The following is a 17800-nucleotide window of genomic DNA, read 5'->3' on the forward strand; positions in this document are numbered from 1 at the left end:
CCCAGCCGGCCTGCCGGCCGCCGACGCGTTCGGCGCGGATCTTCTCGAAGTAGCCGGAGCGGGCGTACGCGCCCATCGGGTCGGGGTCCAGGCCCGCGTCGGCGCGCAGTTCGGCGAGCAGGGGCCGCACGTCGGTGTGGTAGGCGTCCATCAACACCGCGTTCGCCGCGAGCACGTCACCGGCGTCCTGAGCGGCCCGCAGCGCAGCCCGGTCGACCAGCAGCGCCTTCGCGGTGGCCTCCTGCACGTTCATCACCGACCGGATGACCGCCGGGATCTTCGGCTCGATGTTGTGACACTGATCGAGCATGAACGCGATGCCGGCCTCCGCACGCAGAGCGTCCGCGAGCACGATCTCGTGCATGATCCGGAACAGCTGAAACGGATCCGCCGCACCCACCATCAGATCGTCATCGGCATAGAACCGCGAGTTGAAGTCGAAACCACCCAACTTCCCGGCCCGCAGCAGAACCGCCACGATGAACTCGATGTTCGTCCCCGGCGCATGATGCCCGGTGTCGATCACCACCTGCGCCTTCGGCCCAAGGGCGAGACAATGCGCATACGCGGTGCCCCAGTCCGGCACATCCGTGGCATAGAACGCCGGCTCGAACAACTTGTACTCCACCAACATCCGCTGGTCGTCCCCCAGCCGGTCGTACGTCTCCCGCAACGCCTCCGCCAACCGATCCTGCCGAGCCCGCACATCGTCCTGACCCGGATAGTTGATGCCATCGGAGAACCACAACTTCAAATCCCGCGAACCAGTGGCGTCCATGACATCCACGCACTCCAACAGATGGGCGACCGCCTTACGGCGCACCACCGGATCGGGGTTGGTCACACTACCGAGCTTGAAGTCATCGTCCTGGAACACGTTGGCATTGACCGCACCAAGGACCACGCCCTGCTCCTTCGCGTGACGGGCCAGATCCGCATAGTCGTCCACCCGATCCCACGGAATGTGCAGAGCCACCGACGGGGCCACCCCGGTGAACCGGTGCACGACAGCCGCGTCGGCGACCTTCTCGTACGGATCCCGCGGCACACCCTCCTGCACGAACACCTTGAACCGCGTACCGGAATTGGCATACGCCCAAGAGGCCGTCTCGATGCGCTGGGCGCGCAGGGCCGCCGCCACCCGGGCCCGGGTGCTTGGGGACAACTCAGGCATCGGGTGCCTCCCCCGGTGCGGGGGCGCCGGGGGATCCCGGGCCCGTCCCGGGCAGCAGCGGATTGACCACCATCGCTCCGATCTCGGCAAACGCGTCGTGAAACGTTTCATACACCTGTTACGCTCACGGTAGGTCGCCACGCACGGCACGTCAAGGAGTTCGGCCAACTCGCCCTGCGTGTAACCTGGGGGACGGCGTTTTCCCGCCCGACCGTAGTTGACACGTTTTAGAAGGCGGCTCCCTGCCGGGGTCGCACCGGTGCCGCCGGCTGACGGCGACCGGCTGGCAAGGCGACGAGGAGCGAGGGCGATGACGGCCAGCATCAAGGAGGTCGCGCGCCACGCCGGGGTGTCCATCGGCACGGTGAGCAACGTGCTGAACCGGCCCGACCTGGTCGCCGAGGCCACCCGGCGGCGCGTCCTGGACGCCATCGCCGAGCTGGGGTACGTCCGCAACGACTCGGCGCGGCAGCTCCGCGCCGGGCGCAGCCGCCAGATCGCCATCGTGGTGCTCGACGTCACCAACCCGTTCTTCACCGACGTGATCCGGGGCGCCGAGGCCGCCGTCGACAAGCACGGTGTGATGGTCGTCGTGTGCAACAGCGGCGACGACGACGAGCGCGAGCGCCGGCACCTGGAGCTGCTGGAGGAGCAGCGCGTACGCGGGGTGCTGATCACCCCCGTGGACGACTCGCGAGGCTCCCGGCTGGAGCAGCTCATCCGCCGGGGCACCCCCGTCGTGCTGGTGGACCGGGGAGCCGGCCGACACAGCCTGTGCTCGGTGGCGGTCGACGACGTGCTCGGCGGCCGCCTCGCCGGCGACCACCTGGTCGAGCAGGGGCACCGGCGGATCGCCTTCGTCGGCGGCCCGCTCAGCATCGCGCAGGTCGCCGACCGGCGTGCGGGCGTCACCCAGGCGCTGGAGGGCAACGCGGAGCTGATCAACGTCGCGACCCCGAACCTGACCGTCGGCGCGGGCCGGTCCGCCGCCCGCGAGCTCACCGCCCTGCCCGCGGCCGACCGGCCCACCGCCGTGATGTGCGCCAACGACCTGATCGCCCTCGGCGTGCTCCAGGAGCTGACCCGGCAGGGCATCCGGGTCCCCCAGGACATCGCCATCGTCGGCTACGACGACATCGAGTACGCGGCCGCCGCGGCGGTGCCGCTGTCCTCGGTGCGGCAGCCCCGCGAGCAGCTCGGCCGCACGGCCGCCCAGTTGCTCCTGGAGGAGGTCGACAACGCCGGGCAGCACCAGCACCGGCACGTGGTCTTCCAGCCGGAGCTCGTCGTGCGGGAGTCCAGCGCACGGCCCGCGCGGCGGCGACCGCGGCAGCCGTCGATCGCCTCCTAGCGGCGGTCGCCGCCGCGCAGGCCCGGTCAGAAGTCCTCGTCGAAGCCGACCGTGCCGGTCACCCCCACCTGGTAGGCCGACACCCGTCGTTCGAAGAAGTTCGACAGCTCCTGCACGTCCTGCAGCTCCATGAACGCGAACGGGTTGCGGCTGTGGTACATCGGCTTGATGCCGAGCGTGGCCAGCCGCCGGTCGGCCACGTGCTGCAGGTACTCGCGCATGTCGGCCAGCGACAGCCCGGACACCCCCTGCTCCAGCAGGTCGGCGGCGAACTGCACCTCGCACTCCACGGCCTCGGCCAGCATCTGCCGCACCTGCCGTTCCAGCTCCGCGTCGAACAGCTCCGGCTCCTCGGCGCGTACGGTGTCCACCACGTCGAAGGCGAACTCCATGTGCATCGACTCGTCGCGGAACACCCAGTTGGTGCCGGACGCCAGCCCGTGCAGCAGCCCCCGGGAGCGCAGGAAGTACACGTAGGCGAAGGCGCCGTAGAAGAACAGCCCCTCGATGCAGGCGGCGAAGCAGATCAGGTTGAGCAGGAACGCCCGCCGGTCCTCGCGCGTCCGCAGCTCCCGCAGGTCGTGGATCGAGTTGATCCAGGTGAAGCAGAACTCGGCCTTGCGGGCGATCGACGGGATGTTCTCCACCGCCGCGAACGCCGCGAACCGTTCCCGCTCGTCCGGCACGTAGGTGTCCAGCAGGTTGAGGTAGAACTGGACGTGCACCGCCTCCTCGAACAGCTGCCGGGACAGGTAGAGCCGGCCCTCCGGGGAGTTGACGTGCTGGTAGAGGTTGAGCACGAGGTTGTTGGCGACGATCGTGTCGCCGGTGGCGAAGAACGCGACCAGCCGGGACACCAGGTGCTGCTCCGCCGGGGAGAGCCGGGCGAGGTCGGCGAGGTCGGAGTGCAGGTCGACCTCCTCGACGGTCCAGGTGTTCTTGATCGCGTCCTTGAACCGGTCGAAGAACCGGGGGTAGCGCATCGGCCGCAGGGTCAGGTCCATCCCGGGGTCGAGCAGCAGGTGCCGCTGGCCGGCGGTGGAGCGGGGTTCGGAAACGGTCGTCACTGGCACGCCTCGCAGCTCTCGGGGTTCTCCAGGGAGCAGGCCAACGCCTCGTCGGCGCTCACGGCGACGGCCGGCCCGGCGGCCGGGGTGACGGCGACGGTGGCCTGCTGGATGCGGGTCGCGGGACGCGAGCGCAGGTAGTAGGTGGTCTTGAGCCCGGACTTCCAGGCGTACAGGTACATCGAGGAGAGCTTGCCGATGGTCGGCGCGCTCAGGAACAGGTTGAGCGACTGCGACTGGTCGACGTACGGGGCGCGGGCGGCGGCCAGGTCGATCAGCGCGCGCTGCGGCAGCTCCCACGCCGTGCGGAACAGGCTCCGCACCGCCTCGGGCAGCTCGGTGACGCCCTGCACCGAGCCCTCGTCCCGCTTGATCCGCTCGCGGATCGCCGGGGTCCACAGCCCGCGCGCCTTCAGCTCACGGACCAGGTACGTGTTGACCTGGAGGAACTCGCCGGACATGGTCTCGCGCTTGAACAGGTTGGACACCTGGGGCTCGATGCACTCGTAGCAGCCGGCGATCGAGGCGATGGTGGCGGTCGGCGCGATCGCGACCAGCAGCGAGTTGCGCAGGCCGTGCGCGGCGATCCGCGCGCGCAGCGCGGCCCACCGCGACGGCTGCGTGACCCGCGCTCCCCACAGGTCCGGGTGCAGCTCGCCCTTGGCGGCCCGGGTCTGGGCGTACGCCGGGTGCGGGCCGAACCGCTCGGCGAGCCCGGCGGAGGTCTCCAGCGCGGTCAGGAAGATCTCCTCCTGCACCCGGGTCGACAGCTCGCGGGCCTCGGGCGAGTCGAACGGCAGGCGCAGGGTGAACAGCGCGTCCTGCAAGCCCATCAGCCCGAGCCCGACCGGCCGCCAGCGCGGGTTCGACGCCGCCGCCTGCTCGGCCGGGTAGTAGTTGATGTCGATCACCCGGTCGAGGAACACCACCGCCGTGCGGACGGTCGCGCGCAGCCGGTCCCAGTCGACGCCGTCGGCACCCACGTGCGCGCCCAGGTTGACCGAGCCGAGGTTGCACACCGCCGTCTCGGCGTCGTCGTTGACCTCCAGGATCTCGGTGCACAGGTTCGACAGGTGGATCACGTTGCCCGGCTCGCCGGTCTGGTTGGACAGCCGGTTGGACGCGTCCTTGAACGTCATCCACCCGTTGCCGGTCTGCGCGAGCGTGCGCATCATCCGCCCGTACAGGTCGCGGGCCCGGACCGTGCGGACGGCCTTCTTCTCCGCCGCCCGGTACGCGGAGTCGAACGCCTCGCCGTACAGGTCGGGCAGCTCGGGGGCGTCGGACGGGTCGATCAGCGACCAGTCGCCGTCGGCCTCGACCCGGCGCATGAACTCGTCCGGGATCCAGTTGGCCAGGTTCAGGTTGTGGGTGCGCCGGGACTCCTCGCCGGTGTTGTCCCGCAGCTCCAGGAACTCCTCGACGTCCGGGTGCCACGGCTCCAGGTAGACGCAGGCCGCGCCCTTGCGCCGGCCGCCCTGGTTGACCGCCGCCACCCCGGCGTCGAGCGTCTTGAGGAACGGCACGATCCCGTTCGAGCGCCCGTTGGTGCCCCGGATCAACGCGCCCCGGCCGCGCACCCGCGACCAGGAGATGCCGATACCGCCGGAGAACTTCGACAGCTTCGCCACCTGGTGGTAGCGCTCGTAGATGGAGTCGAGTTCGTCGCGCGGCGAGTCGACCAGGAAGCACGACGACATCTGGGTGTGCCGGGTGCCGGAGTTGAACAGCGTCGGCGAGCTGGGCAGGTACGCCAGGGCGGACATCAGGCGGTAGAAGTCGACCGCCTCCCCCGCCGTCTGCGACAGCCCGCAGGCCACCCGCAGCAGCCAGTACTGCGGCGTCTCCACCACGAGCCGGGTCTGCGGGTGCCGCAGCAGGTAACGGTCGGCGACCGTACGCAGGCCGAAGTACTCGAACCGCAGGTCCCCGGCCGGGTCGACGGCGTCGTCCAGCTCGCGGGCGTGGGCGGCCACGAAGGCGGCCGTGCCGTCGCCGATCAGGCCCAGGCCGTGGGCGTACCGGATGGACTGGCTGAAGCTGTCCACCTCCTGCCCGCGGACCTCCTCGGCCACGTACGCGGCCAGCAGCCGCGCCGCCAGCTTCGAGTACTGCGGTTCCTCGCCGATCAGCTCCGCCGCCGTCTGGATCGACAGCTTGTCCAGCTCGGCCGTGGTCGCCCCGTCGTACAGGCCGCTGATCGTCTTCGTCGCCACCCGCAGCGGGTCGACCTCGTCCAGGTCGGCGACCCAGCGCTGCACCGCCTCGACGATCTTGTTGACGTCCACCGGCTCGGTGTCGCCGTCCCGCTTACGGACCTGCATGACGTGCCGGCGTTGCCCCGGCCCCGCCTGCTCGCGCGTCGCGCTCATGTTCGCCCTCCTCAAGCCCGTCCCCGAGGTCGAGGGCGCGCGGGAGGACGCCGCCGGCCGCCCGACGGCACACTCTGCCGTGACTGGCCAGCTGATGGCGTCGGCCGTCCCACGCGGCCTTCGACCGCCGCACGCGTCGCGTGCGGCACGCTGGCAGGTCTTCGGACTCGCGGGCGTCGTGCTCGGTGCCTACTGGCCGTCGCTTCCCAGGCCCGGCCGGACCCAGTGCTTCGTTGACGGCGGTCGTTCCCACTCACCGCTGCGGGGCAGCCCCGGAATCACACCGGGTTCCCTCTTGCCTCGACCACCGTGGACCGATGGCCGAACCAGCTACGGGTGACACCATATATGGGCGCAAGGCGAAGACGGCAACACCAGATGATGTGTCGGGCGAGTCGCCGCTCAGCGTGACCTTCCCCTCGCACCGGGTGAGCGGCGACTGCGGGCCACCCGCCGGACGACGGGCCAGCCCGCAGGTGCGCGGGCTGGCCCGGATCCGGGTTTGCGGCCGGCTAGGAGGTCTTCAGGCTCCACTGCTGGTTCGCGCCGCCGTTGCACGACCACAGGACGATCTTCGTGCCGTTGGCGGTGGCGGCGCCGCTGGCGTCCAGGCAGAGCCCCGACGCGACGCCCGTGATGGTGCCGTTGGCTTTGACGTTCCACCGCTGGTTGCTGCCGCCGCCGCAGTCGAAGAGCTGCACCTGGGTGCCGTTGGTCGTCGTCGAGTTCGGCACGTCCACGCAGCGGTTGGACTGGGTGCCGACGATGGTGCCCTGCTGGCCGTTCCCGCCGTTCGCCGGGGGCGGCGGCGCCACCACGGCCGGCGCGGCCGACACGACGGTGGCCCGGTCCAGCGCGACGGAGCCGTTGCCGACGACCCGCACCCGCACGACGTGTTGCCCCTGGGTGAGGGTGGCGCTGTTGAACAGCGCCACGTTGCCGCGGCGGGCGGACGCCTGGAAGCTGACCGTCTGCTCCGGACCACCGTCGACCGAGACGGCGGCCGAGCCGTGCGACGGGTCCTGCACCCCGAACAGCACCACGCGGTTGCCGGTGACGGTGAGGGTGGCCGTGTCGCCGGCCGTGCCGCTGCGGGTGTAGTCCTTGCTGAAGGTCTGGTTGTCCCCGACGGCCTGCCAGCTGCCCGCGTAGACGAAGCTCTGCCGGTCGTTGACGTCGACCGGGAAGCCGAACGTGTACGCGCCGCTGGTCGGCACGATCGGGTCGGTGAACGCGGTCGTGTTCACGGTGACGTTCGCCGACGTCAGGCCCGGCGCCGACGCCGTCAGCGTCACCGCGCCCGTCTGGCCCAGCGCGCTCTTGAGATACACCGCGCCGGTGCCGGCCTCCAGGGCCAGCGGGCTCTCCCCCACGACCGCCCCGGGCCCGGTGACGCTGAACGACACGGGGGCGCTGTTGGTGGGTACCACCTGGTTGTTGCTGTCGAGGGCCTTGACCACGACGCGGGTCATGTCCCCGCCGTCGGCCTTGATCGCGGAGTCGTCGGCCGTCAGCGTCAGCCGGGTCGCCGCGCCCGGGGTGTGGCGGGTGTCGGTGGCCACGACCTGCCCGCCGATCCAGCAGTCGGCGCGCAGCTGCCCGCTGCTCACGGTGATCCCGGTGAACTGGAACATCGGGTGCGGCAGGCTCGTGTACGCGTTGGGGTTGATGCGTCCCCGGGACGCGCCGTTGACGAACAGCTCGACCTGCTGGCAGTTGCCGCCGACGTAGACGGTGCCGCTGGAGACGCCGGGCGTCCACTGGCTGGCGATCGACACGTACGGCCCGTACAGCGCCGGGTCGCGCTGCGAGGCGTACGCGGCGGCGGCGATCTTCGGGATCCGGAAGATGTCCGAGACACCGTGGTAGCAGGTGTAGTCCTGGCAGGACGGCGGGGTGACGAACGTGGTGTTGTAGTCGAAGGCCGCCCAGCCCAGCGCGCCGGCCATGTTCGACCTGCCGGCGGCGGTGTTCTGCACGTTGAGGTGCACCCGCATCGTGTTGACCTGCGTCTGCTCCGGGTCCCACGACTTGTGCGGGGAGGTGTGCCCGACCGCCTCGGTGACCAGCCACGGCAGCACGGTCGGCGCTTCGGCGGTGCCGGAGAAGTCGTTGTAGGTGTAGACGTCCTCCAGCAGCTCGCTGCCCTTGAAGTTGCGCACGCCGCCGGTGGGACGCGACGGGTCGAGCTGCCGGGCCAGGTTGTTGGTGCGGGTGTAGAAGTTGTGGTTGTCGCCGGACTCGTTGATCCGCACCCCCCACAGCACGACCGACGGGTGGTTGCGGTCGCGCATCACCATCTCGCGGACGTTCTCCACCGCGATGTCCTGCCAGGCGGTGTTGCCGATGTGCTGCCAGCCGGGGATCTCCTCCATGACCAGCAGGCCGATCTCGTCGGCGCGGTCGAGGAACTCCGGGGCCTGCGGGTAGTGCGAGGTCCGCACGATGTTCGCGCCGAGTTCGTACTTGATGATGTCGGCGTCCTTGGCCTGGAGCCGGTTGGGCGCGGCCCGGCCGATGTAGGGGTAGGACTCGTGCCGGTTGAGCCCGCGCAGCTTCAGCGCCTGACCGTTGATGTAGAACTTGCCGTCGCTCTTGTTGAACTGGATGCTCCGGATGCCGATCCGGGTCTTGTGCTCGTCCACGTAGGTGGAGCCGTCGCGCACCTGCGTGTAGACGGTGTAGAGGTACGGGCGGTCCGGGTGCCAGGCGGTGGGGTTGGCGATCGTGCTGGTGTTGTAGGCGAACTCGACGGCCGACTGCGCGCCGATGGTCTGGGTGGCCGTGCCGGTGGCCACGACGTTGTTGGTGGCGTCGACGACCTGGGTGACGACGGTGACCGACCGGGACTGGGCGCTGTCGTTGCGCACCCGGGTCCGCGCGTTGACCGTGTTGGTGTTGGGGGTGGTGAGGTACGTCCAGTCCACGTGCACCGGGTCGGCGACGATCATGTTGACGTCGCGGACGATCCCGCCCCAGACGTAGTAGTCGATCGCGCCGCCCTCCGGCGGGATGTCGTTGCGGGTCATGGAGTCGACCTTCACCGCGATGACGTTGTCGGCGCCGCCGATGGTGAGGTACGGCGTGACGTCGTACGTGAAGGAGGTGTAGGCGCCCTTGTGCTGGCCGACGAAGGTGCCGTTGACGTAGACGTCGGCGACCTTCGCGACGCCCTGGAACTCGACGGCGATCCGGCGGCCGGAGTACTGGGTGGGCAGCGTGAAGTGGCGGCGGTACCACGAGGCGGGCACCTCGAAGTCGCCCTTGGGGAAGCCCTTGTGCGGGTGGGTCCGGTAGTAGGGCAGGGTCACGGGGACGAACCCGCTCTCGTCGAGCCCCACGGCCTGCCCGGCGCCGCCGGGCACGTCACCGGAGAACAGCCAGTTGGTGTTGAAGTTGAGCACGGACCGGTTGGACCCCTGCGGAACGTAGGGGGCGGCGGACGCCGGTCCCGGCGGCCCGATCAGCACGAGCGCGGCGGCGGTGACCAGCGCCGTGAGGGCAGCGGCTAGCTTTCGCATTGTCCTCCCCATCTCTCGGGAATGCGGGTTGAAGAACCGGGCCGTCCGGGTGCAGGCAGGGCTGCTGCGGCACGTGCGCTCCCCCGCCTGGCGGAGGGTGACGGGAGCATGGCCAACGTAATTCGTATGACATCTGACGTAAATATCGTTACATGGGAGTATGTCGATGAATAGCAGGGCTCTTCCTGCCGTCCGGCTCGCCCCTCGGCATCGCCCGGCCGCGCGTCACGCCGGCATCGGCCAGTGGCGTGACTTCGACTGCACCGCGTCGGCCACCGGCGGCACCGGCGGCTACCGCTACACGTGGCAGCCGCGTCCCGCTGCCGCTTCCGGCGGTGCACCTGTCGCCGCAGGAAGCCCCGCGGCCGGCCAGATGTATGGTGCCAGTATCGAGACCGTGCATCTACCTGAACCGGTCTTCCAAGGTTGATCCGGATCGCCGCCTGCGCATCGCCGCCCGGGCCGGCGTGCGCCTGCCGGCGCAGCATCGACACGTACCCCTCCCCACGGCCCGCCGGCTCCCGCTCCGCCCGGGCTGCCGGGACCACGCCGCACCCACGACACGAAGGACTGACATGGAGTTGTTCCGCTTCGGCGCTCCCGGCAAGGAACGGCCGGCCGTGCGCCACGAGGGCCGGGAGTACGACCTCACCGCGCTGACCGCCGACCTGGACGGTTCCTTCTTCGAGACCGACGGCATCGAGCGGGTGGCCGCCGCCCTCGCCGCCGACACGCTCGACCCGGTCGACACGGCCGGGCAGCGGATCGGCGCACCGATCGCGCGCCCGCCCGCCGTGGTGTGTATCGGAATGAACTACGCGGCCCACGCCACGGAGTCCGGCGCCGCACCGCCGCAGTACCCGGTGGTCTTCCTCAAGCACCCCGGCTGCGTGGTCGGCCCGGACGACGACGTCATCCTGCCGCTCGGGTCGACGAAGACCGACTGGGAGGTCGAGCTGGCCGTCGTCATGAAGCGCACGCCGCGCCACCTCACCGACCCGGCCGACGCACTGGACTACGTGGCCGGCTACGCGCTCGCCAACGACCTGTCCGAGCGCGCCTTCCAGATCGAGGTCTCCGGCGGCCAGTGGTCCAAGGGCAAGTGCGCGGAGACGTTCAACCCGCTCGGACCGGTGCTGCGCCCGGCGAGCGAGCTCGACCCCGGCCGGCTGCGGCTGCGGTCCTGGGTCAACGGTGAGCCCCGGCAGGACTCCAGCACCGCGGACATGATCTTCTCGGTGCCCGACCTGATCGTCCACCTCAGCCAGCACATGCTGCTGATGCCGGGCGACGTCGTCAACACCGGCACCCCGGAGGGCGTCGCGCTGTCCGGCCGGTTCCCCTACCTCAGGGTCGGCGACGTCGTGGCCCTGGAGATCGAGGGCCTGGGCCGGCAGGAGCAGACCGTCGTCGGCCACCGCCCGGCCGGCTGACCCCGCCGCTTCCCGCCGTCCGGTCGGGCCGGCCCAGCGGGAGGCCCGCCGGGCACGTCACCGGCCGGGCGGCGCGGCGACCAGCCCGCCGGAATGCGCGGTGAACTGCGCAGGACGTCACCCCGCAGGCTGGTGCCGACACCCGAGTTCCGGATCCACCGCCCGATCGATGGTGTCGGTGCGACGATGAGGGGCGTGGGAACTCCGAGAACCGCCCCGCCCGTCGTCTCGCCGCTCACCGGCGAGCCGATCAAACGCGCCGACGCCGAGCGGCTCGCGGGGGTGCTGAAGGCGATCGCCGACCCGGCCCGGCTGCGGCTGCTCAGCCTGATCCAGTCCTCCCCGGAAGGCGAGGCGTCCGTCAGCGACCTCACCGCGCCGCTCGGGCTCTCCCAGCCGACGGTGAGCCACCACCTCCGGATCCTCACCGAGGCCGGCCTGCTCGAACGCGAGAAGCGCGGCGTCTGGGCGTACTACCGGCTGGTGCCGTCCGCGATCGCGGCCATCGCCGACCTGTTGACCCCGCCCCGCAAGCGGGCCACGCGGAAGACCCGCTGACCCTCGGTCGAGGCTCTCGGGCAGCGGGTCACGGGACGCGACGTGGAAGATCGGATCCTCGGGTGGCCTACCAGCCCGTCAGCAGCAGGTGGTTGATCGCCAGGGCCGCCCCCGCCTGCACGGCGAGCCACGTGCGGCGGTCGGCGGGCGGGATCAGCGCCGCCCCGGCCATGAGCCAGGCGGTGAACGGCAGCCAGATGCGTTCGACCTCGGCCTTGCTGTAGCCGGACAGGTCCGCCGCGACGATCGCCGCCGTGGCGGCGACGGGCAGCAGCCAGGTCGCCGGCTCCGCACCCGGCCGCCGCAGCGCGACGGCCCGCCAGCCGGCCAGCGCCGCGCGGCGCAGCAGCACGGCCGCCGCCGGCCCGGCGGCGACGACCACGAGCGCCAGGTTGGCCCAGACCCAGTAGCCGTACGCGCGGTCGGCGGCGATGCCCTGGTAGTAGCGTTCGACGACGAGGTGGTAGCCGGTGGGCCACCAGAAGCCGGCGGCCGTGAACGCGGCCACGACCGGTGCCGCCCCGGCGAACGCCCAGCCCACGGTGGGCCGGTGCCGGCCCGCCAACACGACGACCGCCAGGGCGACCGGGGCCATCAGGACGAGCCCGTAGGAGAGGTAGCAGCCGAACGCCAGCAACGCGCCACCGGCGACCGCGCCCACGGCACGCCCCCGGGTGACGCCGTGCGCCAGCAGGGCGACGCCGGTGGCGGTCACCCCGGCGAACAGCCCGTCGGCCGACACCCCGGACCAGACCGCACCGGGGAACAGCACCGCGAACGGCAGCACGGCACGGGCCGCCGCGCCGCTGCCGAGCAGCCGTACGGTGTGCGGCACGGCGACGGCGACGAGCGCCCCGGCCAGGATGCACAGCACCCCGGCCCAGCCACCACCGCCCAGCCCGACCCGGTCGAGCCAGACGAAGCCGAGCAGCGCACCCGGCGGGTGGCCGGACACGTGCGTGGTCCAGGAGTCCGGCTGGAAGTCGAGGATCCGGGTGGTGAACTCCCCCAGCATGGCCGGGATGTCGGTGACGCCGGGGACCTCGTGCAGATACTCGTGGACGGTGGTGAGCCGCCCGGCGACGCCGCGCCGCCAGCCGTCGACCAGGGCGAGCGACAGCGTCCAAGCCACGGCGGTGGCGTAGGACAGCGCGAGCAGCCGCCGCCAGGGCAGCCGGGCGGCCAGCGCCGGCCCGCGCCAGCAGACCAGCGCGGCCAGCAGCAGCGCCGCCGGTGTGCCGGGGCCGGCGTGCGGCAGCCAGTGCGCCGACAGCGGCGCCGCGCTGGCGTACACCGGGCGGCCCAGCGCGTACAGCACGCCGCCGACGACGGCGGCCGCCGCGAACAGGCCGAGTGCGGCGGCGGCGGCGACCAGGTCGGCCCGCGGCGGACGCCGCCCCCGCTGCGTCCAGGGGGACGGCACCGCGCTCGGCAGCCGGGCGCTCATCCGCGCAGCGGCGCGTGGGCGAACTCCGCGATCCCGTCGGCGAGCCCCACGGCGGCCCGGAACCCGAGTTCGGTCTCGGCCCGGGCGGGCGAGGCGACCACGTGCCGTACGTCGCCGAGCCGGAACTCGCCGGTGACCACCGGCGGGGGCCCGCCGGCGGCCCGCGCCAGCTCCGTGGCCAACTGACCGACGGTGGCCGGGCGACCGGAGGCGACGTTGTATGCGCGCCAGCCCGTGCGCGTGCCGGTCGCCTCCAGGGCGGCGAGGTTGGCCGCCGCCACGTCGCGGACGTGCACGAAGTCGCGGCGCTGGCCGCCGTCCTCGAACACCCGCGGTGCCCGCCCGGCCTCCAGCGCGGAACGGAAGATCGCCGCGACCCCGCTGTACGGCGTGTCGCGGGGCATCCCGGGCCCGTAGACGTTGTGATAGCGCAGCGCCACGACGGTGCCGCCGGTCTGCCGGGCCCAGGCCGCCGTGAGGTGCTCCTGGGCGACCTTCGTGGCGGCGTACACGCTGCGCGGGTCCAGTGGGGCCTCCTCGTCGACCAGCCCCGGGGCGACGGCGGCGCCGCAGCTGGTGCAGACCGGCTCGAAGTGACCGGCGGCCAGGTCGGCGACGCTTCGCGGCGCGGGGCGGACCGCACCGTGCCCGGCGCAGGCGTACGCGCCCTCGCCGTAGACGACCATGGAGCTGGCGAGCACGAGCCGGTGCACGCCCGCGCGGGCCATCGCGGCGAGCAGGACCGCCGTGCCGAGGTCGTTGCAGCCGACGTACTCGGGCAGGTCGTCCAGGTCGACGCCGAGCCCGACCATCGCCGCCTGGTGGACCACCGCGTCGACGCCGGCCAGGACGCCGGCGACGGCGGGCCGGTCCCGCAGGTCGAGCCGGACGAGCGGGGCCCCCGCCACGGTGTCCGGCAGCGGCGAGCGGTGTGCGCCGGGATGGCCCGCGTCCACGACGGTCACCCGGTGGCCGGCGTCGTGCAGGGCGGTCACGACGTGGGTTCCGATGAATCCGGCGCCGCCGGTAACGAGTACGTGGGTCACGGCGCCGACGGTAGAGCCGGGACGCGGCCATCCGCCCCGGCCGCGGCCTACCGTCAGCGGTTCGTAAGAACTCCGGGCCGGGTCACCGTTCCGTAAGACTCTGTCACCGTCAGGTAAGGATTTCCGGGCGGATCAGGTCCTAGCGTCCGCGGCATGACCGATGTGGTTCTTCCCTGCCGCAACGAGGCCCCGGCCCTGCCCGACCTGCTGGCCCGGATGCCGGCCGGCTACCGGCCGATCGTGGTGGACAACGGCTCGACCGACGGCTCGGCGGAGGTGGCCAGCGCCTGCGGCGCCGAGGTGATCAGCGTCGCCGAGCCCGGCTATGGCGCCGCCGTACACGCCGGGGTCCTGGCGGCCGACCCCGGCGACGGCGTGGTGTGCGTGATGGACGCCGACGGGTCCTTCGACCCGGCGCAGCTGCCCCGGCTGGCCGACCCGGTGCTGGCCGGCGAGGCGCACCTGGGCACCGGGCGGCGCCGCCCGGCCGCGCGGGGGGTGTGGCCCGCGCACGCCCGGGTCGCCAACGCCGTCCTGGCCCGTCGGCTGCGCCGCACGACCGGCCTCGGCATCCACGACATCGGGCCGATCCGGGCCGTGCGCCGCGCCGACCTGCTGGCGCTGGGGCTGCGCGACCGCCGGTTCGGCTACCCGTTGGAGCTGCTGATCGCGGCGGGCCGGGCCGGCTGGCGGGTGGTCGAGGTCGACGTCGACTACCACCCCCGGGCGGCCGGCACCCGTTCGAAGGTGACCGGCACCGTGCTCGGCACCGTCCGCGCCGTCCGGGACATGAGCGCGGTGCTGGCCCGGTGAGCGCCCCCCAGGTGCTGGTGCTGGCCAAGACGCCGGAACCCGGCCGGGTCAAGACGCGGCTCTGCCCGCCCTGCACCCCCTGGCAGGCCGCCCGGATCGCCGCGGCGGCCCTGGCCGACACCCTCGACACCGTCGCCGCGGCCACGGCCGGCGCGCGGATCCTGGTCGTCGACGGCGACCATCCGGCCCCGGCGGGCTGGGCACGGCTCGCCCAGCGCGGCGGCCCGCTCAGCGACCGCCTCGCCAACGCGTTCGCCGACACCCGCCCGGTCGCCGACCGCCGCGGGACGGCTGCGGCGACCCTGCTGATCGGCATGGACACCCCGCAGCTCGCCGCCGCACACCTCGACGCCGCCGTGGGGCTGCTCGGCGCGGCGAACGGGCCGGACGCGGTGCTCGGCCCGGCCGACGACGGCGGCTGGTGGGCGCTGGGCCTGCGCCAGCCCGGCCACGCCGAGGCCCTGCGCGCGATCCCCACCTCGACGGCGCGCACCGGACGGCTCACCCTGGCCGCGTTGCGCCACCGCGGGCTGCGGGTCCACCTGCTCCCCCGCCTGCGCGACGTGGACACCGCGGCCGACGCGCACGCCGTGGCCGCCCTGTGCCCGCCGGGCAGCCGGTTCGCCGTCGCCGTCGACGCCGACGTGCCGTCCGCGGCGGGGGTCGGCCGGTGAACGCCGTCGCGGTCTTCGACGCCGTGTTCGACCAGGCCGCGTCGGGCGTCCCCGCCGCGTTCACGGCCCGACACTCCAGCGGCGGCGAGCTGCGGTTCGACCCGACCGTCTGGTGCCGGGACGCGACCGCCGGGGACTCGACGCTGCTCGCCCGCTGCACCGGCCCCACCCTCGACGTCGGTTGCGGACCCGGCCGGCTCACCGGCGCGCTGATCGCCGCCGGCCGCCCCGCCCTCGGCATCGACATCAGCGCCACCGCCGTCCGCCTGGCCCGGGGCCGCGGCGCGGTCGCGCTGCAACGCGACGTCTTCGACCCGGTGCCGGGCACCGGCCGCTGGCAGCACCTGCTGCTGGCCGACGGCAACATCGGCATCGGTGGTGACCCGCACCGGCTGCTGCGCCGCTGCCGCCGGCTCCTGGCGGCCGACGGCCGGCTGCACGCCGAGTTGGCGCCACCCGGCACGCCCGCCTGGTCCGGCACGGCCATGGTGCAGGCCCCCGGCGGCGTCGGCAGCCCGCTGAGCTGGGCCTGCGTGCCCCTCGACGACCTGCCCACGCTGGCCGGGGCCACGGCGCTGCGCATCCTCGACACCTGGACGGCGGCGGGCCGATGGTTCGCCACCCTCGGCCCCGCGTGACCGGCCGTCCGACCGTGCTGCGGCGGTTCGCCCGCTGGTGGTCGACGCCGCTGCCGGCACCGCCCGCGGCGCTGCGGCGGGGACCCATGCGCGCCGGCGCGTTCCCGTCCCGGCTGCGGTCCACGCGACTGACCAGCCAGCTCGGCGTCGCCCTCGGCGTGGCGTTCGCCGTCTGCTTCCTCACCGGGCTGCTCAGCCACCTGATCCAGGATCCGCCGGGCTGGTTTTGGTGGCCGGCCCGCCCGGTGGGGCTCTACCGGTTCACCCAGGGCCTGCACGTGGCGACCGGGCTGGCCACGGTGCCGCTGCTCGGTGCCAAGCTGTGGTCGGCCTACCCGCACCTGTTCGCCTGGCCGCCGGTCCGCTCGGTCGCCCACGCGCTCGAACGCGCCAGCGTCGGCGTCCTGGTCGCCGCCGCGCTGTTCCAGGTGGTCGGCGGCGTCCTGAACGTCTCCCGCTGGTACGCGCCGATGCCGTTCTTCTTCACCGCCGGGCACTACTGGGTGGCGTGGCTCGCGGTCGGCGCGCTGCTGGTGCACATTGGCGTACACCTGCCGACCGTGCGTGGCGCGCTCGCCCGGCCCGCCGCCGGGCCACCGCCGGGCCGGCTGAGCCGGCGCGGGCTGCTCGGCGGCGTCGTCGCCGCGGCCGGGCTGATCACCCTGACCACGGTCGGGCAGACCGTCCGGCCGCTGTCCGGCCTGGCGGTGCTCGCGCCCCGCCGGCCGGACGTGGGGCCGCAGGGGCTCCCGGTCAACAAGACCGCGGACAACGCCGGGGTACGCGCCCGGGCGCTCGACCCGTCCTACCGGCTGGCGGTCGTCGGCCCCGCCGGGCGGGCCGACCTGGATCTCGCCGCCCTGCACGCCTTCGCGCAGCACACCGCCGACCTGCCGATCGCCTGCGTGGAGGGGTGGAGCGCCACCGGGCGGTGGACCGGCGTGCGACTGCGGGACCTGGTGGCCCTCGTGGGCGGCGACCCGGACCGCGCGGAGGTCCTCGTCGAGTCGCTGGAGGCCGCCGGCCGGTACCGCGCGTCGACCGTCGCGCCGGCCCACGCCCGCGACCCGCTGACGCTGATCGCCCTGCGGCTCGACGGCGAGCCCCTGCACCCGGACCACGGCTACCCGGCGCGGCTGATCGCCCCGAACCGGCCCGGCGTGCTCCAGACGAAGTGGGTCGCCAGGATCACCGTGCGGGAGCCGCGATGAGGGTCCGCAGCGTGCTCGTCGCCGTCGGCGTCCTGCTGATGGGGTACGCCGTCGTGGGCGGCAGCGCCGACCCCGACCTGAAGCCGGCGGGCGTGCTGCTCTTCCTGGCCGGGGTGCTGGCCGGTCACGACCTCGTCTGGATGGTCGTGCTGCTGACCGGTGGCGCGGCGGTCGCCCGGTGCGTCCCGGGCCGGCACCGGCCCGTGGCGCGTGCCGCCGCGATCAGCGCCGCCGCGCTCACCGTCGTGGCGGTGCCGCTCGTCCTCGGCTTCGGCCGGCCCCCGGACAACCCGTCGGTGCTGCCGCTGCCGTACGGCCGCAACCTCGCCGCCGTCCTGCTCCTCGTCGCCGGCGCGGCACTGGCGGCGGGCCTGGCGGCGGACCGGCGGGGCCGGCCGGCGGCGGGCCGCGGGCGGGGCCGGTCGACGGCTGGCCGTAAGCGATCCGAAAGACCCGGCGGTGGCGGCCCGCCGCCCGCCGGTCGGTAGCGTGGCC

Annotated in this window: 14 protein-coding genes and 1 riboswitch; of the genes, 8 read left to right on the top strand and 6 right to left on the bottom strand. The window is 73.2% G+C overall.

Annotation, left to right across the window (positions count from 1 at the left end):
- Positions 1–1174 (bottom strand): L-rhamnose isomerase (gene rhaI / locus GA0070558_RS29405; protein ID WP_091285823.1); only part of this gene is annotated, 1174 nt, incomplete at its 3' end.
- A 310-nt stretch (positions 1175–1484) separates the two neighbouring features.
- Here rhaI and GA0070558_RS29410 point away from each other — a divergent pair.
- Positions 1485–2525 carry a LacI family DNA-binding transcriptional regulator gene (locus GA0070558_RS29410; protein ID WP_091285826.1) on the top strand — a complete coding sequence of 347 codons (1041 nt, stop codon included), beginning with the start codon at positions 1485–1487 and terminating at the stop codon, positions 2523–2525.
- Between the two features lie 26 nt (positions 2526–2551).
- Here GA0070558_RS29410 and GA0070558_RS29415 read toward each other — a convergent pair whose 3' ends face one another.
- The 3 genes from GA0070558_RS29415 to GA0070558_RS29425 all read right to left on the bottom strand — a co-directional run bounded on the left by GA0070558_RS29415 (position 2552) and on the right by GA0070558_RS29425 (position 9485).
- Complete coding sequence (locus GA0070558_RS29415) at positions 2552–3529, bottom strand: ribonucleotide-diphosphate reductase subunit beta (protein WP_256092196.1); 978 nt, start codon at positions 3527–3529, stop codon at positions 2552–2554.
- A 59-nt stretch (positions 3530–3588) separates the two neighbouring features.
- Positions 3589–5964: a ribonucleoside-diphosphate reductase subunit alpha gene (locus GA0070558_RS29420; protein WP_091285831.1), complete on the bottom strand. Its 2376-nt coding sequence runs from the start codon at positions 5962–5964 to the stop codon at positions 3589–3591.
- Between the two features lie 135 nt (positions 5965–6099).
- Positions 6100–6310: riboswitch (cobalamin riboswitch) on the bottom strand.
- A gap of 166 nt (positions 6311–6476) precedes the next feature.
- Positions 6477–9485, bottom strand: a complete 3009-nt coding sequence (locus GA0070558_RS29425; RefSeq protein WP_176734428.1) for a glycoside hydrolase family 2 TIM barrel-domain containing protein — start codon at positions 9483–9485, stop codon at positions 6477–6479.
- A gap of 575 nt (positions 9486–10060) precedes the next feature.
- Here GA0070558_RS29425 and GA0070558_RS29430 point away from each other — a divergent pair.
- Positions 10061–10918, top strand: a complete 858-nt coding sequence (locus tag GA0070558_RS29430; RefSeq protein ID WP_091285837.1) for a fumarylacetoacetate hydrolase family protein — start codon at positions 10061–10063, stop codon at positions 10916–10918.
- 186 nt (positions 10919–11104) lie between these two features.
- Positions 11105–11476, top strand: a complete 372-nt coding sequence (locus GA0070558_RS29435; RefSeq protein WP_077939650.1) for an ArsR/SmtB family transcription factor — start codon at positions 11105–11107, stop codon at positions 11474–11476.
- Between the two features lie 67 nt (positions 11477–11543).
- Here GA0070558_RS29435 and GA0070558_RS33670 read toward each other — a convergent pair whose 3' ends face one another.
- A complete protein-coding gene (locus GA0070558_RS33670) occupies positions 11544–12923 on the bottom strand; it encodes a hypothetical protein (protein WP_176734429.1) in 1380 nt (459 codons plus the stop codon).
- Complete coding sequence (locus GA0070558_RS29445; RefSeq protein WP_091285840.1) at positions 12920–13969, bottom strand: NAD-dependent epimerase/dehydratase family protein; 1050 nt, start codon at positions 13967–13969, stop codon at positions 12920–12922. The genes GA0070558_RS33670 and GA0070558_RS29445 overlap by 4 nt, the downstream gene beginning before the upstream one ends.
- Positions 13970–14122: 153 nt before the next feature.
- Here GA0070558_RS29445 and GA0070558_RS29450 point away from each other — a divergent pair, with 153 nt between their 5' ends.
- The 5 genes from GA0070558_RS29450 to GA0070558_RS29470 are packed head-to-tail and all read left to right on the top strand — an operon-like array spanning position 14123 to position 17793.
- Positions 14123–14782: a glycosyltransferase family 2 protein gene (locus GA0070558_RS29450; protein ID WP_091285842.1), complete on the top strand. Its 660-nt coding sequence runs from the start codon at positions 14123–14125 to the stop codon at positions 14780–14782.
- Positions 14779–15456 (top strand): TIGR04282 family arsenosugar biosynthesis glycosyltransferase, encoded by a 678-nt coding sequence (locus GA0070558_RS29455; RefSeq protein ID WP_091285845.1) that lies wholly within the window; start codon positions 14779–14781, stop codon positions 15454–15456. The genes GA0070558_RS29450 and GA0070558_RS29455 overlap by 4 nt, the downstream gene beginning before the upstream one ends.
- Positions 15453–16094 carry a methyltransferase domain-containing protein gene (locus GA0070558_RS29460; RefSeq protein WP_256092188.1) on the top strand — a complete coding sequence of 214 codons (642 nt, stop codon included), beginning with the start codon at positions 15453–15455 and terminating at the stop codon, positions 16092–16094. Before GA0070558_RS29455 ends, GA0070558_RS29460 begins: the two co-directional genes overlap by 4 nt.
- A complete protein-coding gene (locus tag GA0070558_RS29465; RefSeq protein WP_256092189.1) occupies positions 16091–17305 on the top strand; it encodes a molybdopterin-dependent oxidoreductase in 1215 nt (404 codons plus the stop codon). Before GA0070558_RS29460 ends, GA0070558_RS29465 begins: the two co-directional genes overlap by 4 nt.
- Positions 17302–17793, top strand: a complete 492-nt coding sequence (locus GA0070558_RS29470; protein ID WP_091285851.1) for a hypothetical protein — start codon at positions 17302–17304, stop codon at positions 17791–17793. Before GA0070558_RS29465 ends, GA0070558_RS29470 begins: the two co-directional genes overlap by 4 nt.
- Positions 17794–17800 lie beyond the last annotated feature (7 nt).

It is taken from the genome of Micromonospora haikouensis, from assembly GCF_900091595.1.
GTDB lineage: Bacteria > Actinomycetota > Actinomycetes > Mycobacteriales > Micromonosporaceae > Micromonospora > Micromonospora haikouensis.